Below are 16,612 nucleotides of genomic sequence, written 5' to 3' on the forward strand. Positions count from 1 at the left end.
GGTCTACGATCCGCCGCCGCCGCCCCCGCAGCAGCAGCAGACCTATGCGCCGCAGCCCCAGACCTTCGGCAATCCCCTGCCGCCGCTCGGCCAGAACGAGGTGATCTCCGCCATCGAGAAGCTGGCCGATCTCCACGCCAAGGGCATCCTGAGCGACCAGGAGTTCAGCACCAAGAAGGCCGAGCTGCTCAGCCGGCTCTGAGGGGCAGGCCGGTCAGACGCTGCGCGTGGGCGTGCGCAGCGTCACCAGTTCCTCGGCGGAGGTGGGGTGCACGGCGACGGTGCGGTCGAAATCCGCCTTCTTCGCCTTCAGCCCCAGCGCCACGCCGGCGAGCTGGATCATCTCGGAGGCCGCATCCCCCATGATGTGGCAGCCGAGCACCATGTCGCTCTCCTTGTCCACCACCAGCTTCATGAAGGTGCGCGTCTCGCGGCCCGAGAGGGTCGCCTTCAGCGGGCGGAACGAGGTGCTGTAGATGTCGATGGGCCGCCCAAGGGCGCGGGCGGCCTCCTCCGAGAGGCCCACGGTGCCGATCTCCGGCTCGGAGAAGACGGCGGTGGCCACCAGGGAATGGTCCACGGTCCAGGGCTTGTTGCCGAACACCGTATCGGCGAAGGCGTGGCCCTCGCGGATGGCGACGGGGGTGAGGTTGATGCGGTTGGTCACGTCGCCCACCGCATAGATGGACGGCACATTGGTGCAGCCCTTCTCATCCACCACCACGGCGCCCACGTCGTCGAGCTTCACCCCCACCCCGTCGAGGCCGAGATGGCTGGTGTTGGGGATGCGGCCGAGGGCGAGCATCACGTCGTCCACCTCGACCACCGAGCCGTCCGAGAGCGTGACCCGCTTGCCACCGTTGATCACCTCGATGGAGGTCAGCGTGCGCCCCGGGGTGAGGTGGATGCCGGCGCGGGTCATCTCGGCTTCCAGATGGTCGCGGATCTCCCCGTCGAAGCCGCGCAACACCTTGTCGGCGCGATAGACCAGGGTCACGTCGGACCCCAGCGCCCGGAACAGGCCGGCGAATTCCACCGCGATATAGCCCGCCCCCTGCACCAGGATGCGGTCGGGGAAGTGGGTGAGGTTGAACGCCTCGTTGGAGGTGATGGCCAGCTCGCAGCCCACGATGGCCGGCCCCAGCGCCGGGCGGGCGCCGGTGGCGAGGAGGATATAGCGGGCGTCGATCTCCTCCCCGGTGGACAGGATGCGCACCGTGTTCGGCCCCGCCACCACGGCGCGGGAGGCCACCACCTCCACCCCGGCATTTTCCGCATTGCGGCGGTAGATGGCCTCGAGGCGGGCGATCTCCTTGTCCTTGTTGGCGACCAGGGTCAGCCAGTCGAACTCCGGCTCGGTCACCCGCCAGCCGAAGCCGGCCATGTCCTCGATATCGTGGGCGAAGCGGCCGGCATGGACGAACAGCTTCTTGGGCACGCAGCCGCGGATGACACAGGTGCCGCCGACGCGGTATTCCTCCGCCATCATCACCCGGGCGCCGTGCTGGGCCGCGATGCGCGCCGCGCGCACGCCGCCCGAGCCCGCGCCGATGACAAACAGGTCGACTTCTCGCCGTGACATTCCAATCCGTCCTTCGCGCCGCGCAATGGCCGCCACAAAACGGCCGGCGCTCCCATCCGTCAAGGGAAAGCCACGGTCGTGCCCCATGCGCCGGGGCCAAGGCCGGACGGATCGCCCGGCGGCCTGAGCCGGAACAAGCCGCGAAGGGGCGGGACCACATCCCATGCTGAACGACGTGATCCCGCCGCGGCCCCTGCGCGCCGTCAAGTCCCAGCCTGGCGCGGCGGCCTTTCTTCCGCCGCTCCTCCTGCGCCTGCCGGGCGCCGGGGGCGCGGTGGTGGTGCTGGTCGCCACGGGCGTCCCCGGCCCGCTGGTGGTGCGCATGCAGGACAAGAGCGGAACGCCCCTCGCCAGCTTCCCGGCGGAGGCGGACGTGCCGGTGGCGGCCGAGGTGCCGGCCGGCACGGCGCGGATCGTCGTGACGGGAGCGGACGTGTCGGCCGGCGCGGTGGGGCTGGGCTATTATCCCGTGCGCGGGCAGTTTCCCGCCGGGCGGCTGCTGCTGAAGCTCCACGCCTTCCGGAACGGGGCGTTCGCCACGCCCGAAGGCAGCCTCAAGGGCCTCCCGAGCCGATGGCGGCAGGCGGAGGGCGCGGCGCGCCATCTGGGCCTCAGCCTCATCGCCCTGAGCCAGACCGCACAGGCCCGCCTGTCCCTGAAGCGGGCGCAGTACCAGCGCTTCCGTGCCGCCTTCGTGGAGGACTTCAACGAGGTTCCTACGCCGGAGGTGGCGCCGGCCCTCGTCTTCCTGTCGGCGGCGGGGGACGGGCGCTCGCTCAAAGAGATCGGCGCGTGCGCTCAGGCCCTGAAGGCCCAGACCGACCGGAGCTTCAGCTGGATCATCGCCGCAAGCGCGGAACGCCTCGCCCGCGACGGCGACGCGCTGGCGCAGGCGGTGGGCGGTACGGGCCACATCGTGCCAGCACAGGAGGCGGACGAGGCCAGCCTCATCAAGGCCGCCCTCGCCGCCAGCACGGCTCCGGACGACGGCCTCATCTGCCTGCTGGACCTGGAAGGCCGTCCCACGCGGGACGCCGTGGCCCTCATCCGCGCGGCGTTTGCCGCCCATCCCGACTGCCAGTTGCTCTACACGGACGAGGAGCGCTGCGACGCGTCCGGCACGCCGCTGGCGGGCGTGTTCAAGCCGGCCTTCAATCGCCATTTGCTGGAAGCCTCGCCCTATATGGGCGCGCTCACCGTGCTGCGGGCGGGCAGGAGCCGGGCGCTGGGGATCGATCCCGGCTTCGCCGCCGCCGCCCCGTACTACCTCATCGTGCGCACGGTGGTTGAGGTCAGGGCCGGCGCGGTGCGGCACCTGCCGCGCATCGCCTTTTCCGGTCCCGAGCATCCGCCGGGCTTCGTGGATCCCGAAACCGCCCGGCTGGCCGCGCAGGCGCTCGAAGGCGTGCTCGGCGTTCCGGTGAGCGTGGTGCCGGAGGCCGGGACCCATTTCCTGCGGCCGGATTTCCCCCTGCCGGCGGTGCCGCCCAAGGTGTCCATCGTCATCCCCACCCGCGACCGCGCCGGCCTGCTGGGCATGGCGGTCGATTCGCTGATCGGGAAGACGGCCTATCGCAATTTCGAGATCATCATCGTCGACAACGGCTCGGTGGAGCCGGAGACCTTCGCCCTGTTCGCGGAGATCAAGGCCACATGGCCCGACACGACCATCGTGCGGGACGACGGCGACTTCAACTATCCGCGTATCTGCAACAATGGCGTCGCGGTCGCCACCGGCGAGCTGATCTTGTTCCTCAACAACGACATCGAGGTGATCGAGGCGGGCTGGCTGGACGAGATGGTGGCGCTTGCCTCACGGCCCGGCGTCGGCATCGTGGGGGCCAAGCTGCTTTATCCCGACCGCACCATCCAGCATGCGGGGGTGATGGTCGGCCTGTTCGGCTATGCCTCCCACTGGTTCGCCCATGCCCTGCCGGACACGCCCGGCCCTGAAGGCCGGCTGCTGGCGCGGCAGGACGTGTCGGCGATCACCGGTGCCTGCCAGCTCATCCGCAAGGACGTGTGGGACGCCATCGGCCCGCTGGACGCGGAGCGGTTCCAGGAGGATTGCAACGACATCGACCTGTGCCTGCGCGCCCGCCGCGCCGGCCATGAGGTGGTGACCACGCCTTACGCGCTGCTCATCCACCACGAATCGGCCTCGCGGGGGAAGGCCCGCAACAAGCTCCACCGGGAGCGACTGAAGGCGCAGCACGAGCGCTTCGACGCCCTGTGGCATGTCCGGACGCTGGTGGACCCCCACTCCAACCCCAACCTCGACCGCAAGAACCTGTTCGCCGCCCTCGCCGACGCGCCGCAGGGCTCCCGGGAGGCGCGCACCGACGCGATCTGAGGCTGGCCCTCAAACGAAAAAAGGCTCCCGGCCAGCGCCGGGAGCCTTTTTTCTTGCGTCCGAGCCGCTCCGAAGACCGACGCCCTTGCGCGACCTACAGGTCGACGCCGCGCTTGCGCATCTCGATGCGCACCCGCTCGATGGCCTGGGCGTTCACCTGCGCGCCCCACGCCTGGATGCCCTGCACCGCCTCCTGGACGATGACCGGCCGGTCCTGCACCAGCTTGGCGCCAGTGGGCGAGCGATAGAAGGTGATGGCCTCCTTCAGCTCGGCCTCGGTGAAGTGGCGGGCGTAGGAGCTGGCGAGAATGTCGATGATCTCCGCCTGCCGTGCCTCGAACTCCGGCCGCACGATGATCGCGACTTCGCGCAACTGCTTGGCGAGGTCGGGATTGGTCTGGAGGAAGGAGAGCGCCGCGCCGTCGACGATGTTGGGGATGATCCCTTCAAAGGCGCGGGCCTCGCCGTTCACCGCCACGAGATCGCGGGCGAGCTGGAGATGCGGCGCGCTCACCTTCACCGCCGGCTGGGCGGGCTGCGCCTGCTGGGCCAGGGCGAGGGGAACCGGAAGGGCGGTCACGGCAAGGGCGGCGGCGAGAACAAGCCGCACGCCGAAGCGGCCGCTGTGAGAAAAGAGCATGGGTCTCTCTCCGGGAAGAGGAATCAGAAGCTGCCGGGCTCCAGCACGGTGATGCCGTCCGTGCCGGCAAGCACGACCCGGCGGGCGAGGCCGAGGAACAGCCCGTGCTCGACCACACCGGCGACTTCCTCCACCGCGCGCGCGAGCGCGGCCGGGTCCGGGATGCGACCGAGATGGGCGTCGAGGATGAGGTGGCCCTGATCGGTGACGAAAGGATGACCGTCGCCGTCGCGGCGCAGCTTCACCGGCCCTTCGCAGCCGGCCTTGCGCACCGCCTCGGCCACATGCCGCTCGATGGAGGCGACGCCGAAATCCACCACCTCGATGGGCAGCGGGAAGCGGCCGAGCACCGCCACCTTCTTGCTCGAGTCGGCGATCACCACCATCTCGCGCGCGGCGCTGGCGACGATCTTCTCCCGCAGCAGCGCGCCGCCGCCGCCCTTGATCAGGGCAAGGCCGGGGCCGACCTCGTCCGCCCCGTCGATGCACAGGTCGAGCGGCCCCGCCTCGTCAAGGGTCGCGATCGGCACGCCGAGGGAGACCGCCTGCGACAAAGTCTGCTCGGAGGTGGGCACGCCGAGGATGTTGAGGCCGGCATGGACCTTCTCGGCCAGCAGCTCCACGAAATGGCGGGCGGTGGAGCCGGTGCCGAGGCCGAGGCGCATGCCGTCGGTCACGTAGGTCAGGGCGTGAGCGGCCGCGCGGCGCTTCGGATCTTCGGCGTGCACCATGGGAGTTTCCGTTCCGGTGCCCCTTGCGCGGCCAACCGGCGCGGCGTGGGGCATTGGCGTTTCGTTGATGCGGGCCGGGTCGCCCCGCCGCGTTCCGGCTCTAGCCCCGATCCGGCCCGCCGACAAGCGGCGCGACGGCTCGGCGCGTAGCAGCCTTCAACGGGCGGCCGGAGTACAGACCAGGCTCGAATCGGCGCCGCCCTGGGGCCGGGCGGTTTCGCGCACATAGCAGATGCTCATCTCCCCGGTGTCGCGGTTGACCCGGAAGATGCCGGTCTCGCCCTCGTAATGGGTGGGAGCCAGGGCGTAGCTGCCGGCCTTCTGCGGGCCTGCCCCCTCCCCTTGCGCGAAGCAATGGGTGATGCCCACGGCGCTGCCCTCGGGCCGCTCGAACTGGCACACGTTCATCTCGCCGGTCTGGCGGTTGAGGCCATAGACACGGTTCGCCTGGGCCGAGGGCGGGGCGGCGAACTCGTAAGCCCCCTGGGCAGGCGGGGCCGGCTGGGCCAGCGCGGCGCCGGTGCCGGCGAGGGTACCGAGGCCCGCGAACGCCAGCGCCGCCAGCATGCCGCGCGCCAGCGGCTTCAGCTGCCGCAGGTGGGTCCGCGATCGCGCCACGGAAAGAACAATCCCCTGCATTCAAGCCTCCTTGGTGTTCCGGCCCGGCCAAGCTCACGCCCGATCCCGGCGGGTCCTGCCCCAAGGCTGCGCCATGCCGCCGCAGCCTGGTGATCGACGCGGACGCTCGCGCGAAAAAGCGGCAGGATTTAAGGCAGGTGGTGGGGTCGGCGCCCCCCATCCCTGTCTGTCCCCGATGAAAAGGCCCGAACATGACTGCCCCGCCCGTTTCCACCCGCCCCGTCGTCGCCTTCGATCTCGACGGCACCCTGGTCGATACCGCGCCCGATCTGCTGGACGCCCTCGACCTGGTCCTCGCCCCGCACAAGATCCCGCCGGTGAACCGCACCGAGGCCCGCAACATGATCGGCGGCGGCGCGCGCCTGCTCATCGTCCGCGCCCTGAAAAGCGAGGGCGTCGCCCTGCCCGACGCGGAGGTGGAGGCGATGACGAAGCGCTTCATCGCCCATTATGCCGACAACATCGCCGTGGGCTCGCGCCCCTTCCCCGGCCTGCTCGACGCCCTCGACCGCCTCTCGGCGAAGGGCGTGAGCCTGGCGGTGTGCACCAACAAGCTGGAGCACCTCGCCCGACTGCTGCTGGACGCGCTGGACCTCACCGGGCGCTTTGCGGTGATCACCGGCGCCGACACCTATCCGCGCTCCAAGCCGGATCCGCTGCCGCTGGTGTCCACCATCGCGGCGGCCGGCGGCTCGGCGGCGCGCTCGATCATGGTGGGCGACAGCATCACCGACGTGCTCACCGCCCGCGCCACCGGCGTACCGGTGGTCGCCGTCTCTTTCGGCTATACGGAAACCCCGCCCGCCGAGCTGGGCGCGGATGCGCTGATCCACCATTTCGACGAGCTGGAGCGGGCCGTGGATGCCCTTCTGGCGCGCCCGTTGGCGTAACTTCATCCACAGGCCGGAACCGCCGGCACTTGACAGGGAGGGGCGCGCCGGCCTAAACGGCGCTCCTCGCAATTGGCGCGGGCGATTAGCTCAGCGGGAGAGCACTCCCTTCACACGGGAGGGGTCGCAGGTTCAATCCCTGCATCGCCCACCATTTTTCTCCGCACCATTCCAGATACTTGGCCAGAGTGTCGGCCGTGCGCCCAACGCGCCGGCTCGCCTCGCACTGCCCATCGGCGCGAAAAAGCCCCCGCCGCGGGTGCGACGGGGGCAAGTGGCGTTTCTCCCCGCGGGAGGGAGAGATGCGGCGCCTGCCGCGGGGAACGGAAGGCGCCGGCGGTGGCCTTGTCAGGCCGCGCGCATGTTGACCTGGGCTTCGGCGAGGCTGGTGAGCTTGGCGTCGGCCGCCTTCTCCTCGTCGAGGGTGCGCTGGAGCGCGGTGGCGCAGTCGTTGCGGCCGAGGCGCTTGGCCCAGGCGATCAGCGTGCCGTAGCGGGTGATCTCATAATGCTCCACCGCCTGCGCCGCGGCGGCAAGGGCAGCGTCCAGCACCTCGGGATCGGCCACCTCGGAGGCGACCTCCTCCGCCTCCGCGATGATGCCGTCGATGGCCGGGCACTTCACCGTCCTGGCCTCGACGCCAAGCAGGCGGAAGACCTCTTCGAGGCGCTTCACATGGCCCTCGGTCTCGCCGAGGTGGGACTGGAAGGCCTGGCGCAGCGTCGCGCTCGATGCCGTTTCGACCATGGTGGGCAGCGCCTTCAGGATGCGCTTTTCCGCGTAATAGATGTCGCGCAGCGTGTGCACGAACAGATCGTCGAGCGAATGGATGTCCTTGGAAAAGAAGCCCATGTCTGTCTCCTGATGTCTGTGGATTGCCGCGGATTTCAGCCGGCGCGCGCCGGCTGAAATCTCAACGCCGGAAGGCGTCAGCGCGCGCCCGGCTTGCGGCCGGCCTCGGACTGCTGATCGCGATCCTGCGAGGGAGAGCGCTTCTCCTCGGGCTGGCCACCCTTGCGGCCGGCTTCGGAAGCGCGATCACGGTCCTTCTCGAAACCGCCGCCCTGCTGGCCGCGGCCATGATCCTGCTGGTGCTGCTGGCGGTTTTCCGCAGCCTTGCGGGCCGCCTCCTTGGCCTGATCCGTCTCGGGAGTGCCGGAACCGCCCTGCTGACGATTGGTCATGGGAAAGTATCCTCTTGTTTATCCCCCGGTCATGCAACGGAGGGGAAAGAGGATGGTTCCTTCGATTTTGTGGGACGTACAGCCACGCTATACTCAAAATCAAAGCGCGGCCGTCGCCGTATTCTGGATCGAATAAGGCGACGGCCGCGCTTTTATTGGCTCATCAAGGAGAAAAACTACAGCCAGCGACTATGACTGGCGCGGCAGCACCGGAACCATCCTCAATTGTCGTCGGGGTGGCTCACATCGTCGAGCGCGATGTTGGTGCAGGAGATGGCGCCATCGGGCTCATCGAAGGCGGTCTGGGTGAGGAAGGCGCAGCGCGTGCCCTCGGCCGCGGCGATGAAGGAGACCATGCGCTGGGTGATGCCGGCGACCTGGCTGGAATCGTCCGCCGGGCGGAAGGCGGCATCGGCGGGCGGCTGCGGGCCGGCTTTCCTGGCGCTCTTCAGGTCGGTGACGGTGGGGATCAGCGAGAGGGTATCGGCCGCGTCATCCGGCGTCACCACCGGCTCGAGGGTCAGGGTGAACTGGTCGAAGGTGCCCTTGCCGAGGCGCGTCGCCTCCGCCTCTCCGGTCACGGTCGCCTTGAAGGCGGGGCCGGACACGCCGGGCACCACGGCGCCGGCGATCCTGAACTTGCGCGGCCCGGCGGCCGACGCCTCAGGCGCCGCGCCGGACAGAAGGCGCGCCAGCATGGCTTCCGCATAGGATTTCAGCTTCGCCTCGGAGACCTTGTCCGCCTCCGCCACCCGGGCGCGCGGGATGGTGGCCAGAGCCATCTCGCCGCACAGCGCCGGCAGCATCACCGCCGCCACCTGAGGCACGCGGCGCAGGTCCTCGGCGTGTCTGGCCTCGCTGCCCACCGGCACGGCGATGTCCACGGACACGTCATCGCCTCCCCGCGCGACGAGGCGCAGGCGGCTCCAGGCGTCCTTCAGCTTCTGCCGGGCCGGGCCGCCCTGCTGCGGCACCACCACCAGGTCGAGGTCCGCCACGGCGGCCGGCGCCTCTGCGGCTGCGGCCAGATCCTTGGCGCGGAAGGTGACCGACAGCCCGCCATAGACGCGTCCGCACCAGTCCTCCGGATCGTGCTGCAGCGCCAGCGCCGGCTCGGAGAAGCCCGCCGGCGGCCGGAACAGGGTGACGGAATCGATGCCGGGGATGCTGGTCGTCTCCTCGAAGATGCGGTGCAGGCCGCGCTCGTTCTCGCTGAAGACGAACCGGTAGGCCTCCGCGCCCTGCCCCACGGTGAGGGTGAGCACCCCGTTGGCCAGCGTGCCGGAGAGGGGCAGCGCTGGGCGCGGATCGCCCACGGGCGCGGCGAGGGTGCCCGTCACCTTGCCATCGGCCACATCCATGCTGGCGATGGCCACGTGGTAGGGATCGAAGAAGGGCAGCCCCGTCGCCATGTAGCGATCGGTGGCCCACGCGGTGGCGGGCGCAAGCAGCCCGAGGGCTGCAACGAGGGCGAGACGCCCGGCTCGGGAAACGAGAAGGTTGCGCATGGTTCGCCGCCTCTTCTGGCACTGCCGCGTTGGGCCCGCTCTATAGCACCCGCGAAGGGGCGGACCCAAGGCAGCCCACCGGCTGCGCCTGCTCTTAAAGCCGGCGCCCCGAAATGCTATGCAGGGGAGCATGAGCGCTCCCGAGTCCCCCGCCCGCCGCACCACCCGAGTCACCACTCCCGACGGCATCGGCATCGCCGCCGAGGCCTTCGGCGCCGAGACCTTGGGGGCCGAGACTCGCCCGGGCATTGTCTTCATCCACGGCTTTTCCCAGTCGAGCCTGTGCTGGGCGCGGCAGACGGCAAGCCCGCAGCTGGCCGACTGCCGCATGGTCACCTACGATTTCCGCGGCCATGGCGCCTCGGACAAGCCCTCCGACCTCGCCTGCTACAAGGTGGCGGAACTCTGGGCCGGCGAGGTGGACGCGGTGATCCGCGCCTTCGGGCTGGAGCGGCCGGTGCTGGTGGGCTGGTCCTATGCCGGGCGCATCATCGGCGATTATGTCGCCACCTTCGGCACCAAGGGCATCTCCGGCATCGTGTTCGTGGATGCGGTGACGGCCAACGAGCGACGCTTCTACGGCAGTTGCAACCGCCTCATGCGGCTCATGTGCAGCCCGGACGTGGCGGAGAACATCACCGCCACCCGCGCCTTCCTGCGCCGCTGCTTCGCCAACCCCATCCCGCAGCCCCTGTTCGAGCTGCTGTTTGGCGTGAACATGCTGGTGCCGCACCACATCCGCGCCGCCCTGTTCGACCGGGTGGCGGATTATGACGCCCTGAATCGCACCCTCGACGTGCCGGCCCTGGTGATCCAGGGCGCCCTCGACGAGGTGGTGGCCCCGGCCATGGCGGAACATATTACCGAAATCGTGCCGAACGCCCGGCTCGATCTCTTTGAGGGCGCCGGACATGCGCCGTTCCTGGAGGCGCCGGAGCGCTTCAACGCGGCGCTGGCCGCTTTCGTCCGGGAGGTAGCCGGCAAGGCTTGAGCGTTGCCGCAGGACCTCGCCCGCGAAAAATCCGCATCACACTCCCGTGCGGCCGGAACCGCCATGCCACAAAGCGGTTGCAGTCATGTCCATTTTGCGGCGACAAAATGGACTGTCGGAGCGCAACCCGCTCCCCCGTGTGTCCCCTTCGTTCCTCAGCCGAGACGTAAGACCCATGACGCACTTCAGATCCCTCGCCCTGGCCGCCGTTGCGGCCGCGCTCGTGGCGGCGGGGCCGGCGCGAGCCGACGACCGCTACGACCTCTTCAACTTCAACAAGCTGTTCAGCGGTGCCAACACCAATGCCGGCTACGTCGGTACCTCCTCGCCCATCGGCCGGCAGATGGTGTCCATCGACCAGCGGTACGCGCCGGGCACCATCGTTATCCGCACGTCGGAGCGGCGGCTGTATTATGTCACCTCCCGCGGGGAGGCCATTCGCTACGGCGTCGGGGTGGGCCGCGAGGGCTTCCAGTGGTCCGGCGTGAAGACCGTCAGCGCCAAGAAGGAATGGCCGTCCTGGACGCCGCCGGCGCAGATGCTGAGGCGCCGTCCCGATCTGCCGCGCCACATGCCGGGAGGCATTGAAAATCCGCTGGGCGCGCGGGCCATGTATCTCGGCTCCAGCCTCTACCGCATCCACGGCTCCAACGAGCCGGAGACCATCGGCCAAGCGGTCTCCTCCGGCTGCTTCCGCATGACCAACGACGATGTGGTGGACCTCTACAACCGCGTCCGCGTGGGCACCACGGTGTACGTGCTGCGCTGAGCGCGGCAGCCGGGAGCAACGATAAAGCTGCTCCAAACGCAAAAAACCCCGGCCACCTTGCGGTGACCGGGGTTTTCTATTGGAGCTTCAGCTCAGAGCGCGGCGAGGTTCGACGCCTTGCTCTTACCGCGGTTGTCCGCGACGATATCGAAGGACACCTTCTGGCCATCGTTCAGGCTGTAGAGGCCGGAGCGCTCCACGTCCGAGATGTGCACGAAGACGTCGGGGCCGCCCTCATCCTGCTGGATGAAGCCGAAACCCTTCTGGGAATTGAAAAACTTGACGGTACCTGTGGCCATGGTGGCCTCCTGTGCGCGCAGGTCGCTCTTCAGCTGCGCCTGCGCCAGTCACCCCCGCGCACGACCAACGTCGCGGCGCAGCGGGGCGTAGTTCTAGACGAGTTCGAATTGGAAGGCTTTTGTGTCGCGGCCCGAAGGAAACGATGAAGCAGGCCGATGACGAACTGTCCGCTCAGCTCGCCCCTCCGCACATCCATGATCATGGAAAGCGGAGGAACGAACACCCATTGCCGCGGCGGGATCGGAGTACATCCGTCCGTCTCCCGAATGCGATCGCGCTTGGAGCGCGCCGCGTCCGGCGGCTTGGGTTGAGGGAGAGATAGGGGTCAATAACGGCCTTTTCAAGGGAGGCGCGCAAAATAATGCGCGCCGCCTGCGCCTATTTTCCGCCCGCCGCCGCCTTCGCGACGAAACGATCGTCGAAGGTCTTCGCCAGATCGATGGGCGCAGCCTTCAGTTCCGGATCAAACTCCACCAGCATGGCGAGCGCGTTTTTCATGCCCTGGTCGGGAATGACGCCGGTGCGCGAATAAATTGGCAGGGAATTCTTCACCGCAGAGAGATAAAGCGCGCGATCCCCTAGGAGATATTCTTCCGGCACCACGGCGGCCACATCCTCGGGGGTGGCCGTCTTCAGCCACAGCAGGGTCCGGTAGAAGGCATTCACCAGCTTCTGGGTGGTCACCAGGTTCGCCTCGACGAAATCGCGCTTCATGTAAAGCACGGCGGCCGGGCCGAGGTCCGCAGCGTGCTCTCCATGGCGGCGATCTCGGCCATGCGCTGCAACCCGGTGCTGAAGGCCTTCCACGCCCGCCTGCGCGCCATGGGCAAGCCGCCCAAGGTCGCCATCACCGCCTGCATGCGCAAGCGCCTCACCCTTCTCACCGCCCTGCTGCGCGCAAAAACCAAATGGAGGACCGCTTGACCACACAGTCCCTCTCCCGCAAGCGGGAGAGGGGGCGACGATGCCCGGCGCGGCACCCCTTCACCTTCGCCATGATCGGATGCGAGAATGCCGTTCAGGAAACACCATGGCCCGCATTCTCGCTGCCCTCGCCCTGTTCGCAACGCTCCTTTCCGGCACGCCCTGGCTGCTGCCGGTGGCAAAGGAGAGCGTGAAGCTCGTCGCCGCGCGGGACGATCCGGCGGCCCTCGCCGACCTGGGATTGGCCGGCTTCACGGCCCAGGATGCACGCCGGTCCATCGCGGCGGCGCTGGCCGAGGACGATGCAGCGCTGGCCGCCTCCTTCCTCGCGCTTGCCGATGCGCGCGGTCTCCCCATCCCGCCGGAATTGCGCGCGCAGGTGGAGGACGCCACCGGAGCCCTGTCCGAAACCCTGCGGTCGGCCAAGGCGTTCGGCCTCGGCTTCGTCACCGGCGAGCCGCGCGACCTCGCAGGGCTCGCCGGCGCGGCGACCAGCGACCTCATGGTGTGGGGCGACATCCGCGATGCCGGCCGCGAGGGCCTCAAGCTGGCGCGCGGCGAGGATGCGGACGAACTGATTCTCGGCCTGTCCGCCGTGGGCATCGCCGTCACCGCCGGCACCTATGCCACCGTGGGCGCGAGCCTGCCGGTGCGCATCGGCATCTCGCTGGTGAAGGTGGCCAAGCGCACCGGACGCCTCTCCGCCGCGCTCGCCCGCAGCCTCACCCGCGCGGTGCGCGAGAGCGTGGATTTTGCCGCCCTGCGCCGGCTCGCGGCTGCCCCCGCAACCGTGGATGCCGCAGCGGTGAAGGGGGTCGTGCGCACGCAGCGCCTCACCGACCTCACCCGCATGCTGGACGACACCGCGCGAATCGAGGCGAAGGCCGGCACCCGCGCCGCGCTGGAAGGCCTGAAGGTGGCGGACAGCGGGCGGGACCTCTCCCGCGTCGCCCGCCTCGCCGAGGCCAAGGGATCGCAGACGCTGGCCATCCTCAAAACCCTTGGGCGCGGGGCCATTGCCATCACCAGTGCGCTGTTCCACCTGATCTGGTGGGCCTTCGCGGCGGCGCTCTACGCCTTCGCCCTGGTCTCGTCCTTCAATTCCTTCTGCGTCGCCTGCGCCCGCCGCTGCTGGCGCGGCAAGCGCCCCAGGGCCGGCCGCCACCGGCAGCGGACACCCGACCCGGCAACGGCGGAGCCCCTGCCATCGGCGCCCGTTGCCGACATGGAGGCCGCGGCCGCCCGCGTGCTGGCGGCCATCGAGGCCGCGCGGGACCTCGCCCGAAGCCCGTCGCCGGCGGACCGTTCGCCGGTGGACTTGGCACAACGGGAGCGAGCTTCTAGTTTCCCGCCCCGTCATCCGCCCAGATCGGAGGCGCCCGCCGTGGCGGTGCCCCGCGAAGGTTCCCCATGCCCCATTTCTCTTCCGCAGGCGTCGATATTGCCTATTTCGACATCGGCACCGGCGATCCGGTCCTTCTGATCCACGGCTTCGCCTCCTCCAAGGAGGTCAACTGGGTCGGCCCCTCCTGGACCCGGACCCTCACCGAGGCCGGCTACCGCGCCATCGGTTTCGACCATCGCGGCCACGGCGAAACGGAAAAGCTCTACGACCCGGCCCTCTACGACACCCGCATCATGGCGGAGGATGCCCAGCGCCTCCTCGCCCATCTGGGGTTGGAGCGGGCGGACGTGGTCGGCTATTCCATGGGCGCGCGGGTGGGCGCGCAAATGGCTCTGCATTTCCCGCAGGCGGTGCGTTCGCTGATCATGGGCGGGCTGGGCATCCATCTGGTGGACGGGGTGGGCCTGCCCCAGACGGTGGCCGACGCGCTGGAGGCGCCGACCCTGGAGGATGTCACCGATCCCATGGGCCGCATGTTCCGCGCCTTCGCCGACGCCAACAAGGCCGACCTGAAGGCGCTAGCCGCCTGCATCCGCGGCTCCCGGCAGGTGCTCAGCCGCGAGGAGGTGGGGCGCATCTTCCAGCCGGTGCTGGTGGCCATCGGCACCCGCGACCTGGTTTCCGGCCCCGGCCAGCCTTTGGTGGATCTCCTGCCGGACGGTACCATGCTGGATATCCCCAACCGCGACCACAACCCCGCCGTGGGCGACAAGGTGTTCAAGGCGGGTGCTCTCGAATTCCTGAAACGCCGGCCCTGACGCGGCGTCGGGGAACCTCTCCCCTTCGCGCCGCTTGTGCTAGAACAGGCGCCAAGTTGCATCGTCGAGGAGGCAGGAATGCCGCAGTCCCCCATGCCCGCGCCCGTTGCGGACGCGTTCGCCCCGAAGCTCACCAAGGCGGGCACGGAACGCTGGCACGACGTGGTTGATCCGGTCTGGGCGCGCCTGCGCAACGAGGCGGAGGAGGCCGCCGAACGCGAGCCCCTGCTCGCCGCCTTCCTCATCGGCGCCGTGCTGGGCCAGCCGAGCCTCGAAGCGGTGATCGGCGAGCGCATCGCCGCCCGCCTCGACCACGCGGACGTGCCGGCCAGCGCCATCCGCGCCGCCTGGCTCGAAGCCACCGCCCGCGACAAGGCCATTCCCCAGGCCCTGCGCGCCGACATCATGGCGGTGGTGGACCGCGACCCGGCGGCCACCCGGACGCTGGAGCCGGTGCTCTATTTCAAGGGCTTCCACGCCATCCAGACCCACCGCCTGTCCCATTTCCTGTGGGCCAACGGCCAGCGCGACCTCGCCCTCTATCTCCAGAGCCAGGCCTCGTCCGTGTTCGCCGTGGACATCCACCCACAGGTGCCCATGGGCCGGGGCATCTTCCTCGACCACGCCACCGGCGTCGTCATCGGCGCCACCGCGGTGATCGAGGACGACGTGTCGATCCTGCAGGGGGTGACGCTGGGCGGCACCGGCAAGGAGACCGGTGACCGCCATCCCAAGATCCGCCGCGGCGTGCTCATCGGCGCCGGGGCCAAGGTGCTCGGCAACATCGAGGTGGGGCGTTGCGCCCGCATCGCCGCCGGCTCGGTGGTGCTGAAACCGGTGCCGCGCAACACCACGGTGGCGGGCATCCCGGCCAAGGTGGTAGGCGAAGCCGGCTGCGCCGAGCCCTCGCGCTCCATGGACCAGATGTTCGAGGACAACATCTGGTCGGGCGCGGATATCTGAGGGCTGTTGCCTGCCGCGACTTGAACGCGCGCGCCCTGGCCGCCATAACGCGGCCATCCGTTCGCAAGGAGAACACCGTTGGAAAAAACCGAGCTCGAGCGCGTGCAGCGCTATTTGCGGACCCTGTTCGGCAACCCGCAGATCAAGGTGACTGCCCGCCCGAAGAAGAAGGACTCGGCCGAGGTCTATCTGGGCGAGGAGTTCATCGGCGTCCTCTACAAGGACGATGAAGACGACGACCTCTCCTACAACTTCCAGATGGCGATCCTCGATTCCGACCTGGAGTGAGTGAACCGGCGGGAGGCCTGAATGGGGCCTCTCGCCGCGGCGAGAGGGGAGTGGCCGCGCGCCCGCCCTTCAGGCCTGATGGCTCAGTTCGGCCGCGTCGGGGGCTCGCTGTCCACGATCTCCCGCTCGGGCAGCGCGATGAGGATCAGCACGCCGAGCACGGTCATGGAGAAGCGGAAGGCGGCGGCCTGGCCGTTCCAGTCCTTGGACTGCCACATGGCGAAATACTCGCCGGCCACCACCATGAAGCCGAAGAACCAGACCAGGACGGCCAGCGTACCGCCCAGATAGACGAAGCGCTTGGCGCGCTCGAAGCGGGCGGCGGGTGCAGCAAGCCGCGCCAGCATGGCAACCGCCCCGAGGGCGAGGAACAGTCCGCTCACCGCCTCGCCTGCGATGATGGCGGCATAGGCCATGCGCCACGCCTGCTCGGCGGTGATGGCCCGATGCATCAGGGCATTGCCGGGAAAGGTCGTGTCCATGCTCAGCACATGGCGCACGAACGCGTAATTGGTCTCGTAGTCCGCGAGATTGTCGTAGGCGACCAGAAGGCAGAAGGCCGCCAGGGCAGCCGTCACCATCGCCTTCGCCAAACGCAGCTCCATCGCCCCCTCCCCGCTTCTGCCCGACGCAGTCTTAAAGCGTCGGCAAGCGAGGTGGATACCAGCTCACGTCAAGAAAACGCGT

The 16,612-nt window shown here is 69.2% G+C and carries 19 protein-coding genes, 1 tRNA gene and 1 pseudogene; 11 read left to right on the plus strand and 10 right to left on the minus strand.

Annotation, left to right across the window (positions count from 1 at the left end; genetic code table 11):
• A partial coding sequence (locus tag K9U41_RS06515; protein ID WP_282640044.1) for an SHOCT domain-containing protein occupies window positions 1–202 on the plus strand: 202 nt, incomplete at its 5' end.
• A gap of 12 nt (window positions 203–214) precedes the next feature.
• On the opposite strand, the gene gor is transcribed toward K9U41_RS06515, so the two are convergent.
• Window positions 215–1,582: a glutathione-disulfide reductase gene (gor, locus tag K9U41_RS06520; protein ID WP_282640045.1), complete on the minus strand. Its 1,368-nt coding sequence runs from the start codon at window positions 1,580–1,582 to the stop codon at window positions 215–217.
• A gap of 163 nt (window positions 1,583–1,745) precedes the next feature.
• On the opposite strand from gor, the gene K9U41_RS06525 reads away from it, so the two are divergent.
• A complete protein-coding gene (locus tag K9U41_RS06525; RefSeq protein ID WP_282640046.1) occupies window positions 1,746–3,935 on the plus strand; it encodes a glycosyltransferase family 2 protein in 2,190 nt (729 codons plus the stop codon).
• Between the two features lie 94 nt (window positions 3,936–4,029).
• Here the strand turns inward: K9U41_RS06525 and K9U41_RS06530 are convergent, their stop codons facing one another.
• The 3 genes from K9U41_RS06530 to K9U41_RS06540 form a co-directional block, all read right to left on the minus strand.
• A complete protein-coding gene (locus K9U41_RS06530; protein ID WP_282640047.1) occupies window positions 4,030–4,575 on the minus strand; it encodes a DUF2059 domain-containing protein in 546 nt (181 codons plus the stop codon).
• A gap of 23 nt (window positions 4,576–4,598) precedes the next feature.
• Window positions 4,599–5,306 carry a ribose-5-phosphate isomerase RpiA gene (rpiA, locus tag K9U41_RS06535; protein WP_282640048.1) on the minus strand — a complete coding sequence of 236 codons (708 nt, stop codon included), beginning with the start codon at window positions 5,304–5,306 and terminating at the stop codon, window positions 4,599–4,601.
• Window positions 5,307–5,462: 156 nt separating this feature from the next.
• Entirely contained in the window at window positions 5,463–5,945 is a 483-nt protein-coding gene (locus K9U41_RS06540; RefSeq protein ID WP_282640049.1) for a hypothetical protein, read from the minus strand.
• A gap of 191 nt (window positions 5,946–6,136) precedes the next feature.
• Between K9U41_RS06540 and gph the strand changes: the two genes are divergently transcribed.
• Together gph and K9U41_RS06550 are read left to right on the plus strand one after the other, a co-directional pair.
• Window positions 6,137–6,835, plus strand: a complete 699-nt coding sequence (gene gph / locus K9U41_RS06545; RefSeq protein WP_282640050.1) for a phosphoglycolate phosphatase — start codon at window positions 6,137–6,139, stop codon at window positions 6,833–6,835.
• A gap of 79 nt (window positions 6,836–6,914) precedes the next feature.
• A tRNA-Val gene (locus tag K9U41_RS06550) sits at window positions 6,915–6,989 on the plus strand.
• A 194-nt stretch (window positions 6,990–7,183) separates the two neighbouring features.
• Here the strand turns inward: K9U41_RS06550 and K9U41_RS06555 are convergent.
• The 3 genes from K9U41_RS06555 to K9U41_RS06565 all read right to left on the minus strand — a co-directional run bounded on the left by K9U41_RS06555 (window position 7,184) and on the right by K9U41_RS06565 (window position 9,527).
• Window positions 7,184–7,687 (minus strand): ferritin-like domain-containing protein, encoded by a 504-nt coding sequence (locus K9U41_RS06555; RefSeq protein WP_282640051.1) that lies wholly within the window; start codon window positions 7,685–7,687, stop codon window positions 7,184–7,186.
• Between the two features lie 77 nt (window positions 7,688–7,764).
• Window positions 7,765–8,019 (minus strand): KGG domain-containing protein, encoded by a 255-nt coding sequence (locus tag K9U41_RS06560; protein ID WP_282640052.1) that lies wholly within the window; start codon window positions 8,017–8,019, stop codon window positions 7,765–7,767.
• Between the two features lie 221 nt (window positions 8,020–8,240).
• Window positions 8,241–9,527, minus strand: coding sequence for a hypothetical protein (locus K9U41_RS06565; protein ID WP_282640053.1), 1,287 nt, complete (start codon window positions 9,525–9,527; stop codon window positions 8,241–8,243).
• A 130-nt stretch (window positions 9,528–9,657) separates the two neighbouring features.
• Between K9U41_RS06565 and K9U41_RS06570 the strand changes: the two genes are divergently transcribed.
• A complete protein-coding gene (locus K9U41_RS06570; RefSeq protein ID WP_282640054.1) occupies window positions 9,658–10,518 on the plus strand; it encodes an alpha/beta fold hydrolase in 861 nt (286 codons plus the stop codon).
• A gap of 175 nt (window positions 10,519–10,693) precedes the next feature.
• On the plus strand, window positions 10,694–11,287 hold the full coding sequence (locus K9U41_RS06575) for a L,D-transpeptidase (protein WP_282640055.1): 594 nt from the start codon (window positions 10,694–10,696) through the stop codon (window positions 11,285–11,287).
• Window positions 11,288–11,379: 92 nt separating this feature from the next.
• On the opposite strand, the gene K9U41_RS06580 is transcribed toward K9U41_RS06575, so the two are convergent.
• Both K9U41_RS06580 and K9U41_RS06585 read right to left on the minus strand, forming a co-directional pair.
• The gene (locus K9U41_RS06580) at window positions 11,380–11,586 is read right to left on the minus strand and encodes a cold-shock protein (protein ID WP_138399870.1); all 207 of its coding nucleotides are present in this window, start codon (window positions 11,584–11,586) and stop codon (window positions 11,380–11,382) included.
• 379 nt (window positions 11,587–11,965) lie between these two features.
• Entirely contained in the window at window positions 11,966–12,301 is a 336-nt protein-coding gene (locus K9U41_RS06585; protein ID WP_282640056.1) for a hypothetical protein, read from the minus strand.
• A gap of 9 nt (window positions 12,302–12,310) precedes the next feature.
• Between K9U41_RS06585 and K9U41_RS06590 the strand changes: the two are divergent.
• The 5 genes and pseudogenes from K9U41_RS06590 to K9U41_RS06610 all read left to right on the plus strand — a co-directional run.
• Window positions 12,311–12,511: pseudogene (locus K9U41_RS06590) on the plus strand (IS110 family transposase); the annotation flags it as partial.
• Window positions 12,512–12,617: 106 nt separating this feature from the next.
• Window positions 12,618–13,994, plus strand: a complete 1,377-nt coding sequence (locus tag K9U41_RS06595; RefSeq protein ID WP_282640057.1) for a hypothetical protein — start codon at window positions 12,618–12,620, stop codon at window positions 13,992–13,994.
• Window positions 13,922–14,674 carry an alpha/beta fold hydrolase gene (locus K9U41_RS06600; protein WP_282640058.1) on the plus strand — a complete coding sequence of 251 codons (753 nt, stop codon included), beginning with the start codon at window positions 13,922–13,924 and terminating at the stop codon, window positions 14,672–14,674. The genes K9U41_RS06595 and K9U41_RS06600 overlap by 73 nt, the downstream gene beginning before the upstream one ends.
• A 78-nt stretch (window positions 14,675–14,752) precedes the next feature.
• Window positions 14,753–15,637 (plus strand): serine O-acetyltransferase, encoded by an 885-nt coding sequence (gene cysE, locus K9U41_RS06605; protein WP_282640059.1) that lies wholly within the window; start codon window positions 14,753–14,755, stop codon window positions 15,635–15,637.
• A 78-nt stretch (window positions 15,638–15,715) separates the two neighbouring features.
• On the plus strand, window positions 15,716–15,925 hold the full coding sequence (locus tag K9U41_RS06610; RefSeq protein WP_282640060.1) for a DUF3126 family protein: 210 nt from the start codon (window positions 15,716–15,718) through the stop codon (window positions 15,923–15,925).
• Window positions 15,926–16,008: 83 nt separating this feature from the next.
• Here the strand turns inward: K9U41_RS06610 and K9U41_RS06615 are convergent, their stop codons facing one another.
• The gene (locus tag K9U41_RS06615) at window positions 16,009–16,530 is read right to left on the minus strand and encodes a DUF2165 family protein (protein WP_282640061.1); all 522 of its coding nucleotides are present in this window, start codon (window positions 16,528–16,530) and stop codon (window positions 16,009–16,011) included.
• Window positions 16,531–16,612: the final 82 nt, after the last annotated feature.

The organism is Xanthobacter autotrophicus, from assembly GCF_029991245.1.
Lineage (GTDB): Bacteria > Pseudomonadota > Alphaproteobacteria > Rhizobiales > Xanthobacteraceae > Xanthobacter > Xanthobacter autotrophicus_C.

Bases quoted from the DNA above. Each gene is read 5' to 3' on its own strand.
- K9U41_RS06540 (WP_282640049.1), bottom strand. From the start codon at position 5,945: ATGCAGGGGATTGTTCTTTCCGTGGCGCGATCGCGGACCCACCTGCGG.
- gor (WP_282640045.1), bottom strand. From the start codon at position 1,582: ATGTCACGGCGAGAAGTCGACCTGTTTGTCATCGGCGCGGGCTCGGGC.
- K9U41_RS06580 (WP_138399870.1), bottom strand. From the start codon at position 11,586: ATGGCCACAGGTACCGTCAAGTTTTTCAATTCCCAGAAGGGTTTCGGC.
- K9U41_RS06585 (WP_282640056.1), bottom strand. From the start codon at position 12,301: ATGAAGCGCGATTTCGTCGAGGCGAACCTGGTGACCACCCAGAAGCTG.
- cysE (WP_282640059.1), top strand. From the start codon at position 14,753: ATGCCGCAGTCCCCCATGCCCGCGCCCGTTGCGGACGCGTTCGCCCCG.
- K9U41_RS06555 (WP_282640051.1), bottom strand. From the start codon at position 7,687: ATGGGCTTCTTTTCCAAGGACATCCATTCGCTCGACGATCTGTTCGTG.
- K9U41_RS06530 (WP_282640047.1), bottom strand. From the start codon at position 4,575: ATGCTCTTTTCTCACAGCGGCCGCTTCGGCGTGCGGCTTGTTCTCGCC.
- K9U41_RS06615 (WP_282640061.1), bottom strand. From the start codon at position 16,530: ATGGAGCTGCGTTTGGCGAAGGCGATGGTGACGGCTGCCCTGGCGGCC.
- gph (WP_282640050.1), top strand. From the start codon at position 6,137: ATGACTGCCCCGCCCGTTTCCACCCGCCCCGTCGTCGCCTTCGATCTC.
- K9U41_RS06595 (WP_282640057.1), top strand. From the start codon at position 12,618: ATGGCCCGCATTCTCGCTGCCCTCGCCCTGTTCGCAACGCTCCTTTCC.
- rpiA (WP_282640048.1), bottom strand. From the start codon at position 5,306: ATGGTGCACGCCGAAGATCCGAAGCGCCGCGCGGCCGCTCACGCCCTG.
- K9U41_RS06560 (WP_282640052.1), bottom strand. From the start codon at position 8,019: ATGACCAATCGTCAGCAGGGCGGTTCCGGCACTCCCGAGACGGATCAG.
- K9U41_RS06525 (WP_282640046.1), top strand. From the start codon at position 1,746: ATGCTGAACGACGTGATCCCGCCGCGGCCCCTGCGCGCCGTCAAGTCC.
- K9U41_RS06575 (WP_282640055.1), top strand. From the start codon at position 10,694: ATGACGCACTTCAGATCCCTCGCCCTGGCCGCCGTTGCGGCCGCGCTC.
- K9U41_RS06570 (WP_282640054.1), top strand. From the start codon at position 9,658: ATGAGCGCTCCCGAGTCCCCCGCCCGCCGCACCACCCGAGTCACCACT.
- K9U41_RS06600 (WP_282640058.1), top strand. From the start codon at position 13,922: ATGCCCCATTTCTCTTCCGCAGGCGTCGATATTGCCTATTTCGACATC.
- K9U41_RS06565 (WP_282640053.1), bottom strand. From the start codon at position 9,527: ATGCGCAACCTTCTCGTTTCCCGAGCCGGGCGTCTCGCCCTCGTTGCA.